The organism is Burkholderia sp. 3C (assembly GCF_054589155.1).
On the sequence record NZ_BAAILN010000066.1, the window covers coordinates 78,247 to 92,880 of the forward strand.

Below are 14,634 nucleotides of genomic sequence, written 5' to 3' on the forward strand. Positions count from 1 at the left end.
GCCAGACTGCAGTCATGCCGTGACCGACGCGGCACCGCACGGCCGGTTCGCCGACGTCGATGCGAAACGTGACGGACACCCTGATTCACCCTTTCGAGGAGAAGACCACATGAAACGCCTTCTGATCGCTACGCTGCTCGCCGGTTTTGGTGTTGCCCTGTCGGGCGCCGCAAACGCCCAGGTTATCGTCGCCGGCGGCGGCGGCCCGGCCATCGTCATCGGCTGGCACGGCGACCGCTATTACGACGGCCACCGTTACTGGCAGCGCGACGAGTGGATGCAACATCACCGCCACGACCGCCCGCACTGCCCGCCGGGGCATTGGGGCCACAATGAGTGCCGTTAAGGCATGACGGCCGGCCCGCGAGTCGGGCCGGCGCCGTCAAGCAGAAAGGGCCGCCTGGTTCACGGGCGGCCCTTTCTTGCGTTGGCGTCGATGCGCGGCGCGTTCTTACTGGAACGCCACCTCCGCAAACCCCCGCAGCTTCCGGCTGTGCAGCTTCGCCAGCCCGTTGGTGCGCAGGATCTCCATCGCCAGCACGCCGATCTGCAGATGCTGATCGACCTGCGCGCGGTAGAACTGATCGGCCATGCCCGGCAGCTTCAATTCGCCGTGCAGCGGCTTGTCCGACACGCACAGCAGCGTGCCGTACGGCACCCGGAACCGGAAGCCGTTCGCGGCGATCGTCGCGCTTTCCATGTCGAGCGCCACCGCGCGGCTCTGCGACAGGCGCTTGACCGGCTCGCGGTGATCGAGCAATTCCCAGTTGCGGTTGTCCACGCTGGCCACCGTGCCGGTGCGCATCACGCGCTTCAGGTCCGTGCCGTCGAGCTCCGTGACCTGCGCCACGGCGCGTTCCAGCGCCACCTGCACCTCGGCCAACGCCGGGATCGGCACCCACAGCGGCAAGTCGTCGTCGAGCACGTGATCCTCGCGCACATAGCCGTGCGCCAGCACGTAGTCGCCCAGGCGCTGCGTGTTGCGCAGCCCCGCGCAGTGGCCAAGCATGACCCACGCGTGCGGGCGCAGCACGGCGATGTGATCGGTGATGGTTTTCGCGTTCGACGGGCCGACGCCGATGTTGACCATCGAGATGCCGCTGCCGTCGGCGCGCTTCAGGTGGTACGCCGGCATCTGCGGCAGGCGCGGCGACGGCGCGCCTTCGACTGGCTCGTTACCGAGGTTGGCGTTGTAGGTGACCATGTCGCCCGGCTCGACGAACGCGATGTACTGGCTGCGATATTCGCGCACGGCCGGATCGTCGCTGGCCGACATCAGCGTGCGGCCGAGTTTCACGAATTCGTCGATATAGAACTGGTAGTTTGTGTACAGCACGTAGTTCTGGAAGTGCGCCGGCAGCGTGGCCGTGTAGTGGCGCAGCCGGTGCAGCGAGAAATCGACGCGCGCGCCGGTAAACAACGCCAGCGGCTGCGGCGCGTCGGGCGGCACCTCGTGGGTGCCGTTGGCGATCCGGTCGTCGAGATTCGCCAGGTTCGGCACGTCGAACACGTCGCGCATCGCGAGCAGCCGGTCGCGATCGAGATCGCCCTCCAGGTGGATGCCCTCCGAGAACGCGAAATGAATCGGAATCGGCTGATCCGACACCCCCACCTCGATCGCCACGCTGTGATTCTTCGACAGCAGGCGCAATTGCTCGCGGTAATAGCTCGCGAACAGGTCCGGCCGCGTCACGCTGGTTTCGAACACGCCGGGGCCGGCCACGAAGCCGTACGAGCGGCGCGAATCGATGTTGGTATTGACGTCGGTGCTGACCCGCACGAACGGGTAGAACGCACGCACGCGGCCGCCGATCGGCTCGTTGCGGCGATAGCGTGCAAACGCATCGCGCAGGAACGCGGTGTGGGTTTCGTAGATCGAGGACAGGCGCGCGACCGCCGCGACGGGGTCGTCGAAGGATTCGACGGGCGGGCACTCGGGCGTGAGCGGACGATGCTGGCGATGGATGTCGTTGTTCATTGTCGGTTGCCTCCAGAATTGCGTCCGACATTATCACGGGCGCACCACCGTGGCGCGTCGGCCACGCCGCCCCGCCGACGCTGCGCCGCCACAGCGCAGAGAACGCCGTATCGGCCGGCCCCGGTTTTGCTAGAATCGTGCGGTTAATTCGGAGAAACCCATGAAGCCGCTCTTTTTCGCCGCCGCGCTTGCGACGGTCGTCCTCGCCGGACCTGTGTTCGCCGAGGGCTCGCCGCCGAGCGACGACGCACGAGCGCGCGCCGCGCAGGACGAAGCCGCAGGTCTGCCCGACCTCACCAAGATCAACCGCCCCGGTGCGGAAGTCAGCTCGAAGGTCGAGTTCGACGACATCACGCGCACCCCGAGCTTCCACAACAAAAGCGTCAGCGGCACCGAAGTGACCGAATACCGCGATCGCGGCAAGCCCGTCGAGATCGACGTGCGCTCGAACTTCGGCACCCGCTACCAGATGAGCTCGACCCCCGATATCTCGCCGCGCCCGCATCAAGGCAACGTGCCCGTCACGCGCGTGCCGTCGATCAACCTGCATTATTGATCCATCCCCCTCGGCGGGGCGGCCCCGCCGCCCTCCCGCAGCAAGCCGCCGGCCCCGCCCGGCCCGCCCACCCCGTTCGACGCTTTCCCGCATGGCCGTTTTCACCGCAATCTCCGATTCCGATCTCGCGCAATGGATGCGCCACTACGATCTTGGCGAAGTCGTCGCGTTTCGCGGCATTCCGTCCGGCATCGAGAACAGCAATTTCTTCCTGACGACGACCCACGGCGAATACGTCCTGACGATCTTCGAAAAGCTGACGGCCGGGCAGTTGCCGTTCTACCTCGAACTGATGCGCCACCTGGCGCATCACGGCGTGCCGGTGCCCGACCCGGTGGTACGCGCCGACGGCACGCTGTTCGGCGAGCTGCACGGCAAGCCGGCCTCGATCGTCACCAAGCTCGACGGTTCGGCCGAACTCGCGCCGGGCATCGAGCATTGCGTGGAAGTGGGCCAGATGCTCGCGCGCATGCACCTCGCGGGCCGCGATTACGCGAATCACCAGCCGAACCTGCGCAGCCTGCCGTGGTGGCAGGAGAACGTGCCGGCCATCGTGCCCTTCATCGACGGCGAGCAGCGCGCGCTGCTGGAAAACGAGCTGGCGCATCAGGCCGCGTTCTTCGGCTCGGCCGACTACGCCGCCATGCCGGAAGGCCCGTGCCACTGCGACCTGTTCCGCGACAACGTGCTGTTCGCGCACGCGTCGCCCGACACCGGCCACACGGTGCGCCTCGGCGGTTTCTTCGATTTCTACTTCGCCGGCTGCGACAAATGGCTGTTCGACGTGGCCGTCACCGTCAACGATTGGTGCTCGGACCTCGCCACCGGTGCGCTCGACGCCGAACGCGCCGATTCACTGCTGCGCGCCTATCAAACGGTGCGCCCGTTCAGCGACGCCGAACGCCGCCACTGGCCCGACATGCTGCGCGCCGGCGCGTACCGGTTCTGGGTGTCGCGCCTGTATGATTTCCACCTGCCCCGCGCCGCTGAGATGTTGAAGCCGCACGACCCGGGCCATTTCGAGCGCATCCTGCGCGAGCGCATCGCCCACGCGCTGCCGCTCTCCGAACGACACGAACCATGCAACTGATCGAAGTCCCCGCCAAGACCGGCTACGTCTGGTTTCGCCAGGGCGTCTGGCTGTTCCGGCGCAATCCGCTGGCTTTCATCACGCTGTTCTTCACGTACCTGCTGGCGATGATGATCGTCTCGCTGGTGCCCGTGATCGGCGCGGCCCTGCCGCTGCTGTTCATCCCGGGCATCTCGGTCGGCTTCATGGCCGCCTGCCGCGACGCCGTGGCGGGCAAGCCCGTCATGCCGACCATCCTGCTCGACGGCTTTCGCAGCTACGGCAACGTCACGACGCAGCGGCTGTTTACGCTCGGCGGCATCTACATCGTGTCGATCGCGGTGGTGTTCGCCTGCTCCGCCTTCGGCGACGGCGGCACGCTGCTGCGGATCATGTTCGGCCTGAGCCCCGAATCCATCGACCCGAACGTGATCATCTCGACCGACACGCTGGTCGCGCTGCTGATCTCGGCCGTGCTCTACGTGCCGGTCTCGATGATGTTCTGGTTCGCGCCCGTACTGACGGCCTGGCACGACATCCCGCCCGTCAAGGCGCTGTTCTTCAGCATCGTGAGCTGCTGGCGCAACCGCTGGGCCTTCACGCTGTACGGGCTGCTGTGGATCACGGTCGTGATGGGCATTACGTTCGGGCTGGCCGCGCTGCTGCACGCGATCGGCGTCGGGGCCTATGCGATGACGCTGATGATGCCGGTGTCGGTGGTGATCACCGCCGCGCTCTACTGCTCGTTCTACGCAACGTATCGCGGCTGTTTCGGCATTCAGGAGCCGGGCAGCACGCCCGCGCCGCCCGCGCGCTGATACCCGGCGAGCGGTGGCCGCCAAGCGCCGCCGCTCGCCAGCCCGGCCAGATCGGCGCACAATCGTTCACGTACGAATTTTTTGTGCCCGACAGACAGGCCGACGATCATGTCCGATCTCCCCCCCTTCCCCGCCACGCTCGACGAACAGCTCTGCTTCGCGCTGTATTCCACCTCGCTGGCAATGACCAAGGCGTACAAGCCGCTGCTCGAACGGCTGTCGCTGACCTATCCGCAATACCTGACGATGCTGGTGCTGTGGGAAACCGACGGTATCGCCGTCAAGGACATCGCCGCGCGGCTGCATCTCGATTCGGCCACCGTCACGCCGCTGCTGAAACGGCTCGAGGCGCTCGGCTACCTCGAACGCACGCGCAGCACCACCGACGAGCGTGTGGTCTACATCGAGCTGACCGACACCGGACGCGCGCTGCGCGAGCAGGCGCGCTCGGTGCCCGCCGATCTTTTTTGCGCAATGCAGCAAACGCCGGACTTCCTCGTGCAACTCCGCGAAGAACTTCGGCAACTTCGCGACGCCCTCGCCGATCACAACGACGATTGATCACGCCGATGGCCCCGGCTTCCGCTTCGTGCAAAATATAGTTTGCACACTAATCATTAGTTCGATATATTTAACCCAGCTTCTCCTCCCCTCACCGACACGAACAGGAGTCATCATGAACATTCTCTACAAGACGAGCGCGACCAGCACCGGCGGCCGCGACGGCCGGGCGGTTTCGGAAGACAACAAGCTGGACGTGAAGTTGGCGGCGCCGCGCGAACTCGGCGGCACGGGCGCGGAAGGCACGAACCCGGAACAATTGTTCGCGGCCGGCTATTCGGCGTGTTTCCTGAGCGCGATGAAATTCGTCGCGGGCCAGACCAAGCAGGCGCTGCCGGCGGACACGACGGTGACGGGGCAAGTGGGCATCGGCCCGAACGACAAGGGCGGCTTCGCGCTCGACGTGGAACTGCGCGTGTCCCTGCCCGGCCTGGAACCGGAAGCGGCGAAGGCGCTGGTGGACAAGGCGCATGAAGTCTGCCCGTATTCGAACGCAACCCGCAACAACGTGCCGGTGCGTATCGTCATCGCCTGATGGCCAGGCGATCGGGCCGTTGACCGAGTCATGGGCCGCGCGCCCGGCAATCCGGGCGCGGGAAAAGAAATGATGCAAGACAGCAGGAAGCAGAGACAGCAAGGCGTGGCGACCGAGAGGCCGTCACGCCTTTGTCGTTGCGCGCGAACGATGCGGCAACGATGAACGACTCAGGCAGCGTTCAAGGCAGCGCTCAGCGTGCGGCCATCCAGGCCGGCGTGCGCTGCACGGCGTCGTGGTCGAGCTTGCGGATGCGGAATTCGAGGTCGTACAGATCGGTTGCGTCGGCAAGATACGCATCGGAGCGTTCTTTCGAGATCTGTTCGGAGGATTTCGTCAGGAACAGGAACAGGCGGCTCAGCAGGTACATGGTCGTATTCTCCAAATCCAAGGGTTATCGCTTAAGTGTTAACCCTGATTATAGGGAAAACCCTAGAACCCGCCAAGCGTTTCAAAAATACTGATTCACCTTGTCGCACCCTGCCGACACTGCTCGGCAAAAAAGCCCCAGATCATCGCGCTGGCGTCGGGGCCGGTGGCCGCGTGGTACGGCACGGTATCGTCGCCGCCGGCCCAGGCGTGGCCGAGCTGCGCGACGTGGCAGACGCGCACCACCGGCTCGCCGCCGCGCCGATACTCGATCAACCGCGCATCGCCGATATCGGTCTCGCTGTGTTCGACGCCTTCCGGCACGCCCGCCGCGTCGGCCAGGCCGTTGAGCCGCAGGAACTCCACCGCCAGTTGGTCCGCATTGGCCGACGCCACCACCGGGTCGTCGTCGCCGTGCACGATCAGCACCGGCATGCCCGGATAGCTGCCGGGCGCCGCGTAGCTGTCGGCGATCTCGGCCGGATTGCGGTGCACGCCGCGCCGCATCACGTCCATCGCGGTGATGCCCGAATGCGCGTCGCCGAACGCCGGCCCCGAATGCAGCGCGATCGCCGCGAAGCGTTCCGGGAAATGCAGCGCCAGCAACGTCGCCAAGCCCGCCCCGGCCGACAGCCCGGCAGCGTAGACGCGCGACGCATCGAAACGACGCGTCTCGACGAGCGTATCCACCAGGTCGACCACGGCCTGCGCCTCGCCGCGCCCGCCGCGCTCGGTATCGTCGTACCAATGCCAGCAACCGTGCGAATGCGCCTGCGTCGACTGCTCCGGATACAGCACCGCGAAACCGTGGCGATCGGCCAGCAGGTTCATGCGGGTGCCCTGCGCGAATTGATCGGCGTCCTGCTGGCAGCCGTGCAGCATCACCACCAGCGGCGCGCCGTCCGGCAGGCCGTTCGGCACGTAGAGCGCGTAGCCGAGATGGCTGACGAAACGCCCGATCACGAGCGGCAGCGGATGATCGCCGCGAGTCCATTCGCCACCGGCCCAGGCCGCCGCGCGCGGCCGCACGCGCGATTCGCGCGGCGTGGCGGCGGGCATGGCTTCCGACGCTTCGGCAACCGGCGCAGGGAAGGCGGGCAGCGGCGTGCTCACCACGCCGTGCGGCAACGACGTGCCCATCATCTTCTTCATACCGCCCAGCCAAAGCTTCGTCAGACTTTTGGTCATCGATCAGGCTCGCAGTGGAAATCGGGCACCTGAATAGGTGCCACCGAGTTAATTTGTGCATTGCACAATAGCACTGTTTACGCAGTTTCACCGGGGGCCGGATCGTGCCGAGGTCATGCCGAGGCGCGAATTGCCCCGTTATACTGCTGAACGATCGCCGTCCGTCGCGCGGCGTCGCCCACCTCGGGCGTCGCGCGGCCGGATCTGTCTCCCCGCCTCACTCAGCCGCCGTTTCGATGTACGACCTGCCTCTTCAACTCTGGAACTGGATCACCTACTTCGGCAGCGCGGGCATCACGCTGCCGCTGGCGGCGACGCTCGCGATCTGGCTCGCGCTCGGTTATTCGCCGCGCCTCGCGATCGCCTGGCTCGCCGTGCTCGGCCTGGGCATTGCCGCCGTCGCGTTGACCAAGGTGGCGTTCCTCGGCTGGGGCATCGGCATCCGGGCCTGGGATTTCACCGGCTTCAGCGGCCATTCGATGCTGTCCACCTCGGTCTACCCGGTCGTGATGATGATCGCGATGACGCGCGCGCACCCGGCGCTGCGCATGGCCGGCGTGGCGTTCGGCATCGCGCTCGGCGTGGCGGTGTCGCTGTCGCGCGTGGTGCTGTCCGCGCACTCGCCGTCCGAGGCGATCACCGGCTGCGTGGTCGGCGCGCTCACCGCGCTGTCGTTCGTGGCGATCGCCTGGCGCGCGCAGCCGCACCGGTGGTCGGTGCCGGCCGTGGTCGCAAGCCTGGCGGTGGTGACCGTGGCGCTGCATGGCGTGCCGGTGCCGTCGCAGCGCTGGGTGACCGAAGTCGCGCTGAAGATGTCGGGCCACCAGCACCCCTACGTGCGGGCGCGCTGGAAGGCCAATCCGAACTATCGGCCGGCCTCGCGGCCGGCGGCGGCCGTGTTCCAGCCCGCCGAGATGCGCCGCATCTGAACGCCGCCAGCGCACCTTCGCGGCGGCAGAACGCCGCCCCTCAACCTCGAATTCTAGGACGCCGCAGCTTGCGCAGCTCCGCTTCGGCCGCCACCGCCGCATAGCGCTGCGCGGCGGCCCCGTAGCCGCGCGCGAACCCGAGCTGCTCGGGCGGCGCCGACAGGCGTTCGAGATGGCGCAAGCCCACCTCGGCATCGTTCGCGTCGCCCAGCGTGCCCTGCACGCGCGACAGCGTCTTGACCAGCTTGCCGCGCGTGCTGCGCGCCGCGATCGACGTGAAGAACTCGAGCGCGTAGCGCAGCCGTTTCGCGTCGATGCGTACGCGATGGCGCCTGTCGGGATCGAGCGTGGTCAGCTTCGGCACCGTGTAGAGCCGTGCGAACAGCTTGTCGACGCGCTTCACGACATGCCGCTTCAGCGAGCGCCGCTGGCGACGCGATTCGCCCTCGCCGCCGCGCAGCGACAGCAGGCACAGCCACTCGATCCAGCCCAGCACCAGCCGCGCATAACGCGCCGACGCCACCGCCTGCCGCAGATCGCCGCGCGCGATGTCGCGCTGACCGGCGGCGGCGTCGAGCGTCGCGGCCCAGCCCGGCTCACCGGCCGGGTCGGGATCGGCGTCGCGCAAGCCCGGCAGCGTTTCGCTGACGCACACATCCCAGTCGCGCACCACGCCGAGCTGCGCGCCGAACCAGGACAGGTCGGCGGCGAATGCATCACGATAGGCGTCGTCGGCGAAATCGTGGAACAGGCGCATCAGCGTGCGCAGCCGGCGCAGCGCCACGCGCATCTGATGGACGAATTCGGGATCGTTGCTGTCGCGCACGCCGGCATCGTTGCCGAGCCATTGCGCGGCCACGTTCGCGCCAAGCACGAACAAGGCCTCGCGCTGCGAGCGGATGCCGTGCAGTTCGGACAGCTCGGCGCGCGCCGGGCCGGTGGCCGCATCGGGCAGCAGGCCGGCGCAGGCCTGATCGACCAGCGAGGCCGGCTTCAGGAACGCGGGCCACGCGCCGCTCAGTTCGCGCGCGGCGTCGAACAGCGCACGGAGCGCCAGCGCACGGCCCTCGGCGTCACCCGGATCGGCCACGGCGAGGCGCAGCTCGCAGGTGCGGCCGGTGCCGGTCGAGGTGGTCCAGCTCAGATCGTCGAGCGTCAGGTCGACGGGCACGCCGTCGTCGCGCTGCCAACGGCCCCGGCGGCGCTCGCAATCGAAGCCGAACGGCAAGGCTGCACGCGTCGCGTCGACGGACGGCTCGCCCGCTTCGGGCAGCGCCGCTTCGAGCACGGGCGTGGCCGCGGCGTGCCCGGCTTCGATCTCGAACAGCGGCACCGCGTCCGTATCGAGCGCGCGGCGCACGGCGGCCGTCAATGCATCGTCACCATCGGCCGCCGCGCTCTCGGCGTCGGCAACCGTGGCCGGCGCATCGAGCCGCTCGCGGATCGCCACGCCCGGCGCGAACGCCTGCACGCGCGCCGCCGCCACGCGGCCGCCCGACGGCCCCGCCTCACGCCACGCGCACCAGCCGGCCGCCTTCGGCACCGCCTCGGCCAGCGCGAGCGGCCGGATCGCGAGCCGCTCGTGACCGCGCTTCATGCGCACCGGCGGGCAGATCCGCCACGCGCGCACCAGCTCCATGCCGAAGTCGCGCACGGCCCGTGCGGTGCCGCGCCTTCGCGGGGCAGTCGCGTCGCCCGAGGGCAACGGCAGGGCAAGCACGATTTCGAGGACACGCGTCATGACACCTCCGCTCCAGCCTGTCCGCCGCGCCGCTGCGGCCGTCGACGGCTGTCGATGCCGAACATGGTACATGGCGCGGCACACCGCGAGCAGGGGCGGCGCACGGCCGGTTCGGCCGCGCGGGGCTCAGGTCGCGTACTGCGCAATACCCATGCCGAACGACCAGTTGTCGACCGACACTTCGACCAGATTGACGAGCACGTCCTCGGGTCGCACGCCCGGCGACACGCCCAGCTCCTCGACGATCAGCCGGTATAGCTCGCGCTTCTGTTCGAGCGTGCGCGTGTTGTTCGCGGTGATCTGGATCATCACCAGATCGTCGCTGCGCTCGATGCCGAGGTAGTGGCGGCCGTAGACGAAATCGTCGGCGCCGTGCTGCGTGAGGGTCATGAAGATGTCGTCCTCGGGCACGTTGAACGCGCGCTGCAAGGCACGGTGGATGCCGGTGAACAAGGCGCGGCGATCTTCGGCGGAACGACCTTCGCGGATGGCGATGCGGGTGATGGGCATGACAGGCTCCTGAGGGGTGGATACGCGGTTGAAAACACCGACATCCCCAGCGTAGGGCGGCTCATCTATAATGAACAGATATCACTCCATATATCATTCATTTTCATCTGAAATGAAACCCCTCGATCTCGACGCCGTTCGCGCGTTCGTGCTGGTGTCCGACCTGGCCAGTTTCACGCGCGCCGCCGACGCGCTCGGCACCACCCAATCGGCCGTCAGCCTGAAGATCAAGCGCCTGGAGGCCCACTTGGGCCGCGCGCTGCTGGAGCGCACGCCGCGCGTGGTGCGGCTCGCCGCCGACGGCGACGCGTTCCTGCCCGCCGCGCGCGAGTTGCTCGACGCCCATGCGCGCGCGCTCGGCGCGGTGGCGGCCGAGCCGCGCCGGCTCGTGCTCGGCATCAGCGAGCACGTCGCGGTGCCGGATCTGCCCGCGCTGCTGGCCAGCCTGAACCGGCACGACCCGGCGCTGGCGCTCGACCTGCACCTCGGCTCGTCGAACACCCTGCTCGGGCTGTACGACGAGCGGCAGCTCGATGCGGTCCTGATCCGCCACGAGCCGGGCGAGGACGCCCCGCGCGAGGGCGGCCAATTGCTGTTCACCGAGCCGCTGGCCTGGCTCGCCGCGCCCGATTGGGCGCCGCGCGCGGGCGAGCCGCTGCCGCTGGCGGTGCTGTCCGGTTCGTGCGGCGTGCGGGCGGCCGCGCGGCGTGCGCTGGAGCGCGCCGGCCTCAGTTACCACGAGCGCTTCACGAGCGGCGGCGTTGCGGCGGTGGCCGCCGCCGCGGAGGCCGGCCTGGCCGTGTGCCCGCTCGCGCGTCGCGTGGGGCCACGCACGCTGGTCGAGGTCGGGGCGCGCTTCGGCCTGCCCGCGTTGCCGGTGTCGGAAGTGATCCTCTATTCACGGGTGCGCGACACGCGCTCGGCCGACACGCTGCGCCGATTTACGGCGAGCCTGTCCGCTTCGGCATAAACTGTCCGGCTGCCCACCTTCCCCTCGATGCCCGACCGATGACGCCCGCCGCCCGCCAACACCTCCGCGCGAACCTGCTGATGCTGGGCGCCGCCGCGATCTGGGGCTCGGCCTTCGTCGCGCAGCGCCTCAGCCTGTCGGTGATCGGCCCGTTTCTCTATACCGGCCTGCGCTTCCTGTTGGGTGCACTGGTGCTGGTGCCGCTGCTGCTGGCGCGCCGTTCGGCGCGCGCCGAATTCGCCGCGCTCGCGCAACAGCCCGCCGGGCTCGTGCCGGGCCTGGTGCTCGGCACGCTGCTGGCCGTCTCGATCTCGCTGCAGCAGGTGGGCCTGCAATACACGAAGGTCGCCAACGCCGGCTTCATCAGCTCGCTCTACGTGGTGCTGGTGCCGCTGATCGGCGTGGCGCTGCGCCATCGCGCGGGCCTCGGCACCTGGCTCGGCGCGACGCTGGCCGCGATCGGCCTGTATTTCCTCAGCGTCGACGAGCATTTCTCGGTGATGTACGGCGACGGTTTCCAGTTGGCCGGTGCGGTCATCATCGCCGTGCATGTGATCGCGGTCGGCCATTTCGTGCGACAGCGCGACCCGCTGGTGCTGGCGTTCCAGCAGTTCGTCGTGTGCGGGCTGCTGTGCGGCGCGGTCGGGCTCGCCGTCGACACGCTCGACACCGCCACGCTGCTGCGTGCGCTGCCCACGCTGCTGTACGGCGGCGTGCTGTCGGTCGGGGTGGCCTACACGCTGCAGGTGGTCGCGCAACGCGACGCCGCGCCCGCGCACGCGGCCGTGATCTTCAGCATGGAAGGCGTGTTCGCGGCCATTGCGGGCTGGGCCGCGCTCGGCGAGACGCTGAGCCTGCGCGCGCTCGTCGGCTGCGCGCTGATGCTGGCCGGGCTGCTGGTCTGCCAGTTGTTGCCGGGCCGCGCCGCCGCGCGCGAGGATGGCGGCCTGCCCGCTTGAGCATGCGCCGACAACGGCGGAAAAATAGGACCCGATCGATCGGCAACGGTGCGCCGCGTGTGCGACGCCGGCGAATTCGATCCCTATAATGTCGGTTCCCTTCCTTTCCGCACACGCCTCGTGAGCCTTTCCGCCGCCGACCTTTCCGCCGCCCTGCTGCGCGAGCGCGCCGCCCGTTATGCGGCCGAAGCCGCGCTGTTCGCGCGCGATCAGGCGCTGTCCGTCGCATCGCACGATCTGCGCAGCCCGCTCAATGCGATGCACAGCTGGGCCTACGTGCTCGAACGCCAGTTGCCGCCCGGCGACGTCTCGCTGCAGCGCGCGCTGGGCGGCATCCGCACCGGCATCGAACAACAGACCAGGCTGATCGAAACGGCGCTCGACGCGCCGCGCGCCGATACGCGCGCGCTGGTGGTGGTGCCCGCCGGCTTCGCGCTCGCACCGTTCCTCGACGATTGCGCCGCACTCGCCCGCGCCGCGCTCGGCGACGCGCGCGGCACGACGCTCGTGCTCGAAGCCGGCTCGGCGCGCGACACCTCGCTGTTCGCCGATGCCGAACGGCTCTCGCAGGCGCTGTGGGCGCTGACGGTGTTCGCCATCGAGGCCAGCGCCCCCGGCGCGACCGTCACGCTGCGCTGCGACGCGCTGGGATCGGCCGACAGCGTCACGTTCGAGGCGGCGTTCACGGCCGATCCGGCCGCCATCGTCGACCCGGCGCTGCCGCACGCGCTCGACGCCGGCGCGCGCCGCGAGGCGCTGCTCGAACGCGACGGCCGCCGCCCGCCGTGGGCGATCGCACTGTGCCACCGCGTCGCCCTCGCGCACGGTGGCAGCTTCACGCCGCCCGTGCTCGAAACCGGCGCGCCGGCACGCTGCGCGCTGACGCTGCCGCGCAAGGCCACCGCATGAGTTTTTTTCCGGAACGCCAACTTTACGTCCGGCTTTCCGCCCCTATACTGGCGTTTCCTTCACTTCCGGAGTTGTTTCGTTGATACAGATCATCGCGCTGATCGGCGCGTTGTTGCTGGTGGCGCTCAATGGCTTTTTCGTCGCCGCCGAATTCGGTCTCGTCAAACTGCGCGCCACGCGCGTCAAGACGCTGGCCCGCCAGCACGGCCTTCGCGGCCGCATCCTGCGTGTCGTCCACGCCCGCCTCGACGCGTATCTTTCCGCCTGCCAGCTCGGCATCACGCTGGCCTCGCTCGGCCTCGGCTGGATCGGCGAGCCGGCCTTCGCCGAACTGCTCGCGCCGCTGCTCGGCGCACTCGGCGTCGATTCCCCGCAACTGGTGCATGCGATCTCGCTGGTGTTCGCGTTCACGGTGATCTCGTTCCTGCACATCGTGGTCGGCGAACTCGCGCCGAAATCGATGGCGATCCGCCAGCCCGAGCAGGTCGGCCTGTGGCTCGCACTGCCGCTCTACGCGTTCTACTGGGCGATGTATCCGGCGATCTGGGTGCTCAACAACAGCGCCAACGCGGTGCTGCGCATCGTCGGGCTGACGGCCGAGCACGGCGGCGATTCGCACTACTCGACCGACGAACTGAAGCTGATCCTGCGCAGCCGCCGCAACGCCGTCGGCGCGAGCAAGGCGCCCGTCGCCACCTACAGCAACGACGAGTGGAACACGCTCGCGCACTCGCTCGATTTCTCGTCGATGACGGTATCGGACCTGATGCGGCCGGCCAACGAAATGATCGGCCTGCGCCGCGACCTGCCGCTGCTCGACAACATGGGGGTGGTGGCGCGCCATCGCTTCAGCCGCTATCCGCTGTTCAGCGACGCCGCGCGCGAGCAGGTGATCGGGCTGATCCACCTGAAGGACCTGCTGCTCGCGCGTCACGCCGGCGCGGCGCTGGAGGATCTGTCCGACTACGTGCGCCCGGTGCAGTACGTGCGCCCCGATACGCCCGCGCTCGAGCTGTTCCGGCGCTTCCGCAAGGGCGCGCCGCACTTCGCGCTGGTCGGCAACAAGCATGAGAAGCCGATCGGCTTCCTGACGCTCGACAATCTGCTCGGCGCGCTGGTGGGCCAGATCCACGACGAATTCCGCCAGGGCGACGCCGATTGGGCGCGCCTCGACGACGGCACGCTGATGGGCAAGGGCAGCCTGCCCGTGGTGTCGCTCGAACAGGCGCTCGGCATCGATATCGACGAAGGCCGCGCCGAATCGGTCGGTGGCCTCGTGATCCAGGCGCTCAACGATCTGCCGAGCGAAGGCCAGCGCGTCTCGTTCGACAACTTCGACGTGGTGGTCAAGAAGATGAACGGCCCGCGCATCGTGCTGGTGCGCGTGTATCCGAAGGACATCAAGGAAGCGGACGAGTAAGCGCCGCGCACCGGCATTCGCTTCACGATCCGCAGCAAAAAAAAGCCCGCGCGCGCACCTTGCGGTGTCGCGCGCGGGCTGCCCTGCGCCGCCGGTGTTGTTATCAGGCGCGCTCGGGCTGC

The 14,634-nt window shown here is 68.5% G+C and carries 17 protein-coding genes; 11 read left to right on the forward strand and 6 right to left on the reverse strand.

Translation table 11 applies throughout. The annotated features are described in order from the left end of the window. Positions 1–109: 109 nt before the first annotated feature. Positions 110–346: a hypothetical protein gene (locus ACYP33_RS10655; protein ID WP_414446969.1), complete on the forward strand. Its 237-nt coding sequence runs from the start codon at positions 110–112 to the stop codon at positions 344–346. A 105-nt stretch (positions 347–451) separates the two neighbouring features. Here the strand turns inward: ACYP33_RS10655 and ACYP33_RS10660 are convergent, their stop codons facing one another. Further along, a complete protein-coding gene (locus tag ACYP33_RS10660; RefSeq protein WP_414446968.1) occupies positions 452–1,978 on the reverse strand; it encodes an AMP nucleosidase in 1,527 nt (508 codons plus the stop codon). A 160-nt stretch (positions 1,979–2,138) separates the two neighbouring features. Here ACYP33_RS10660 and ACYP33_RS10665 point away from each other — a divergent pair, with 160 nt between their 5' ends. The 3 genes from ACYP33_RS10665 to ACYP33_RS10675 all read left to right on the forward strand — a co-directional run bounded on the left by ACYP33_RS10665 (position 2,139) and on the right by ACYP33_RS10675 (position 4,421). Then, positions 2,139–2,534: a hypothetical protein gene (locus tag ACYP33_RS10665; RefSeq protein ID WP_414446967.1), complete on the forward strand. Its 396-nt coding sequence runs from the start codon at positions 2,139–2,141 to the stop codon at positions 2,532–2,534. Between the two features lie 91 nt (positions 2,535–2,625). Next, positions 2,626–3,624 (forward strand): homoserine kinase, encoded by a 999-nt coding sequence (locus tag ACYP33_RS10670; RefSeq protein ID WP_459621517.1) that lies wholly within the window; start codon positions 2,626–2,628, stop codon positions 3,622–3,624. Beyond that, complete coding sequence (locus ACYP33_RS10675) at positions 3,615–4,421, forward strand: BPSS1780 family membrane protein (RefSeq protein WP_414446965.1); 807 nt, start codon at positions 3,615–3,617, stop codon at positions 4,419–4,421. The genes ACYP33_RS10670 and ACYP33_RS10675 overlap by 10 nt, the downstream gene beginning before the upstream one ends. Here the strand turns inward: ACYP33_RS10675 and ACYP33_RS10680 are convergent. Next, entirely contained in the window at positions 4,382–4,531 is a 150-nt protein-coding gene (locus ACYP33_RS10680) for a hypothetical protein (RefSeq protein ID WP_414446964.1), read from the reverse strand. The two genes, ACYP33_RS10675 and ACYP33_RS10680, sit on opposite strands and share 40 nt — an antisense overlap. Between ACYP33_RS10680 and ACYP33_RS10685 the strand changes: the two genes are divergently transcribed. Both ACYP33_RS10685 and ACYP33_RS10690 read left to right on the forward strand, forming a co-directional pair. Next, positions 4,530–4,982 (forward strand): MarR family winged helix-turn-helix transcriptional regulator, encoded by a 453-nt coding sequence (locus ACYP33_RS10685; RefSeq protein ID WP_459621519.1) that lies wholly within the window; start codon positions 4,530–4,532, stop codon positions 4,980–4,982. The two genes, ACYP33_RS10680 and ACYP33_RS10685, sit on opposite strands and share 2 nt — an antisense overlap. A 115-nt stretch (positions 4,983–5,097) precedes the next feature. Continuing rightward, a complete protein-coding gene (locus ACYP33_RS10690; protein ID WP_025100626.1) occupies positions 5,098–5,517 on the forward strand; it encodes an organic hydroperoxide resistance protein in 420 nt (139 codons plus the stop codon). 193 nt (positions 5,518–5,710) lie between these two features. Here the strand turns inward: ACYP33_RS10690 and ACYP33_RS10695 are convergent, their stop codons facing one another. Further along, a complete protein-coding gene (locus ACYP33_RS10695) occupies positions 5,711–5,887 on the reverse strand; it encodes a DUF3563 family protein (RefSeq protein ID WP_414439850.1) in 177 nt (58 codons plus the stop codon). 95 nt (positions 5,888–5,982) lie between these two features. Continuing rightward, positions 5,983–7,074 (reverse strand): extracellular catalytic domain type 1 short-chain-length polyhydroxyalkanoate depolymerase, encoded by a 1,092-nt coding sequence (locus ACYP33_RS10700; RefSeq protein WP_459621522.1) that lies wholly within the window; start codon positions 7,072–7,074, stop codon positions 5,983–5,985. A gap of 236 nt (positions 7,075–7,310) precedes the next feature. Between ACYP33_RS10700 and ACYP33_RS10705 the strand changes: the two genes are divergently transcribed. Further along, the gene (locus ACYP33_RS10705; protein WP_459621524.1) at positions 7,311–8,003 is read left to right on the forward strand and encodes a phosphatase PAP2 family protein; all 693 of its coding nucleotides are present in this window, start codon (positions 7,311–7,313) and stop codon (positions 8,001–8,003) included. A gap of 40 nt (positions 8,004–8,043) precedes the next feature. On the opposite strand, the gene ACYP33_RS10710 is transcribed toward ACYP33_RS10705, so the two are convergent. Both ACYP33_RS10710 and ACYP33_RS10715 read right to left on the reverse strand, forming a co-directional pair. Next, entirely contained in the window at positions 8,044–9,744 is a 1,701-nt protein-coding gene (locus ACYP33_RS10710; protein ID WP_459621526.1) for a CHAD domain-containing protein, read from the reverse strand. Between the two features lie 126 nt (positions 9,745–9,870). Beyond that, the gene (locus tag ACYP33_RS10715) at positions 9,871–10,254 is read right to left on the reverse strand and encodes a tautomerase family protein (RefSeq protein WP_459621528.1); all 384 of its coding nucleotides are present in this window, start codon (positions 10,252–10,254) and stop codon (positions 9,871–9,873) included. A 112-nt stretch (positions 10,255–10,366) separates the two neighbouring features. Here ACYP33_RS10715 and ACYP33_RS10720 point away from each other — a divergent pair, with 112 nt between their 5' ends. The 4 genes from ACYP33_RS10720 to ACYP33_RS10735 all read left to right on the forward strand — a co-directional run bounded on the left by ACYP33_RS10720 (position 10,367) and on the right by ACYP33_RS10735 (position 14,512). Next, the gene (locus ACYP33_RS10720; protein WP_459621530.1) at positions 10,367–11,224 is read left to right on the forward strand and encodes a LysR family transcriptional regulator; all 858 of its coding nucleotides are present in this window, start codon (positions 10,367–10,369) and stop codon (positions 11,222–11,224) included. Positions 11,225–11,262: 38 nt separating this feature from the next. Continuing rightward, entirely contained in the window at positions 11,263–12,183 is a 921-nt protein-coding gene (locus ACYP33_RS10725; RefSeq protein WP_459621532.1) for a DMT family transporter, read from the forward strand. Between the two features lie 120 nt (positions 12,184–12,303). Next, positions 12,304–13,092: a sensor histidine kinase gene (locus ACYP33_RS10730; protein ID WP_459621534.1), complete on the forward strand. Its 789-nt coding sequence runs from the start codon at positions 12,304–12,306 to the stop codon at positions 13,090–13,092. Positions 13,093–13,171: 79 nt separating this feature from the next. Continuing rightward, positions 13,172–14,512 (forward strand): hemolysin family protein, encoded by a 1,341-nt coding sequence (locus ACYP33_RS10735; protein WP_459621536.1) that lies wholly within the window; start codon positions 13,172–13,174, stop codon positions 14,510–14,512. Positions 14,513–14,634: the final 122 nt, after the last annotated feature.

Excerpts from the sequence above, each read along its gene's own strand:
- ACYP33_RS10675 (WP_414446965.1), top strand. The coding sequence starts at position 3,615 with ATGCAACTGATCGAAGTCCCCGCCAAGACCGGCTACGTCTGGTTTCGC.
- ACYP33_RS10680 (WP_414446964.1), bottom strand. The coding sequence starts at position 4,531 with ATGATCGTCGGCCTGTCTGTCGGGCACAAAAAATTCGTACGTGAACGA.
- ACYP33_RS10715 (WP_459621528.1), bottom strand. The coding sequence starts at position 10,254 with ATGCCCATCACCCGCATCGCCATCCGCGAAGGTCGTTCCGCCGAAGAT.
- ACYP33_RS10670 (WP_459621517.1), top strand. The coding sequence starts at position 2,626 with ATGGCCGTTTTCACCGCAATCTCCGATTCCGATCTCGCGCAATGGATG.
- ACYP33_RS10685 (WP_459621519.1), top strand. The coding sequence starts at position 4,530 with ATGTCCGATCTCCCCCCCTTCCCCGCCACGCTCGACGAACAGCTCTGC.
- ACYP33_RS10665 (WP_414446967.1), top strand. The coding sequence starts at position 2,139 with ATGAAGCCGCTCTTTTTCGCCGCCGCGCTTGCGACGGTCGTCCTCGCC.
- ACYP33_RS10660 (WP_414446968.1), bottom strand. The coding sequence starts at position 1,978 with ATGAACAACGACATCCATCGCCAGCATCGTCCGCTCACGCCCGAGTGC.
- ACYP33_RS10710 (WP_459621526.1), bottom strand. The coding sequence starts at position 9,744 with ATGACGCGTGTCCTCGAAATCGTGCTTGCCCTGCCGTTGCCCTCGGGC.
- ACYP33_RS10700 (WP_459621522.1), bottom strand. The coding sequence starts at position 7,074 with ATGACCAAAAGTCTGACGAAGCTTTGGCTGGGCGGTATGAAGAAGATG.
- ACYP33_RS10695 (WP_414439850.1), bottom strand. The coding sequence starts at position 5,887 with ATGTACCTGCTGAGCCGCCTGTTCCTGTTCCTGACGAAATCCTCCGAA.
- ACYP33_RS10705 (WP_459621524.1), top strand. The coding sequence starts at position 7,311 with ATGTACGACCTGCCTCTTCAACTCTGGAACTGGATCACCTACTTCGGC.
- ACYP33_RS10725 (WP_459621532.1), top strand. The coding sequence starts at position 11,263 with ATGACGCCCGCCGCCCGCCAACACCTCCGCGCGAACCTGCTGATGCTG.
- ACYP33_RS10720 (WP_459621530.1), top strand. The coding sequence starts at position 10,367 with ATGAAACCCCTCGATCTCGACGCCGTTCGCGCGTTCGTGCTGGTGTCC.
- ACYP33_RS10690 (WP_025100626.1), top strand. The coding sequence starts at position 5,098 with ATGAACATTCTCTACAAGACGAGCGCGACCAGCACCGGCGGCCGCGAC.
- ACYP33_RS10655 (WP_414446969.1), top strand. The coding sequence starts at position 110 with ATGAAACGCCTTCTGATCGCTACGCTGCTCGCCGGTTTTGGTGTTGCC.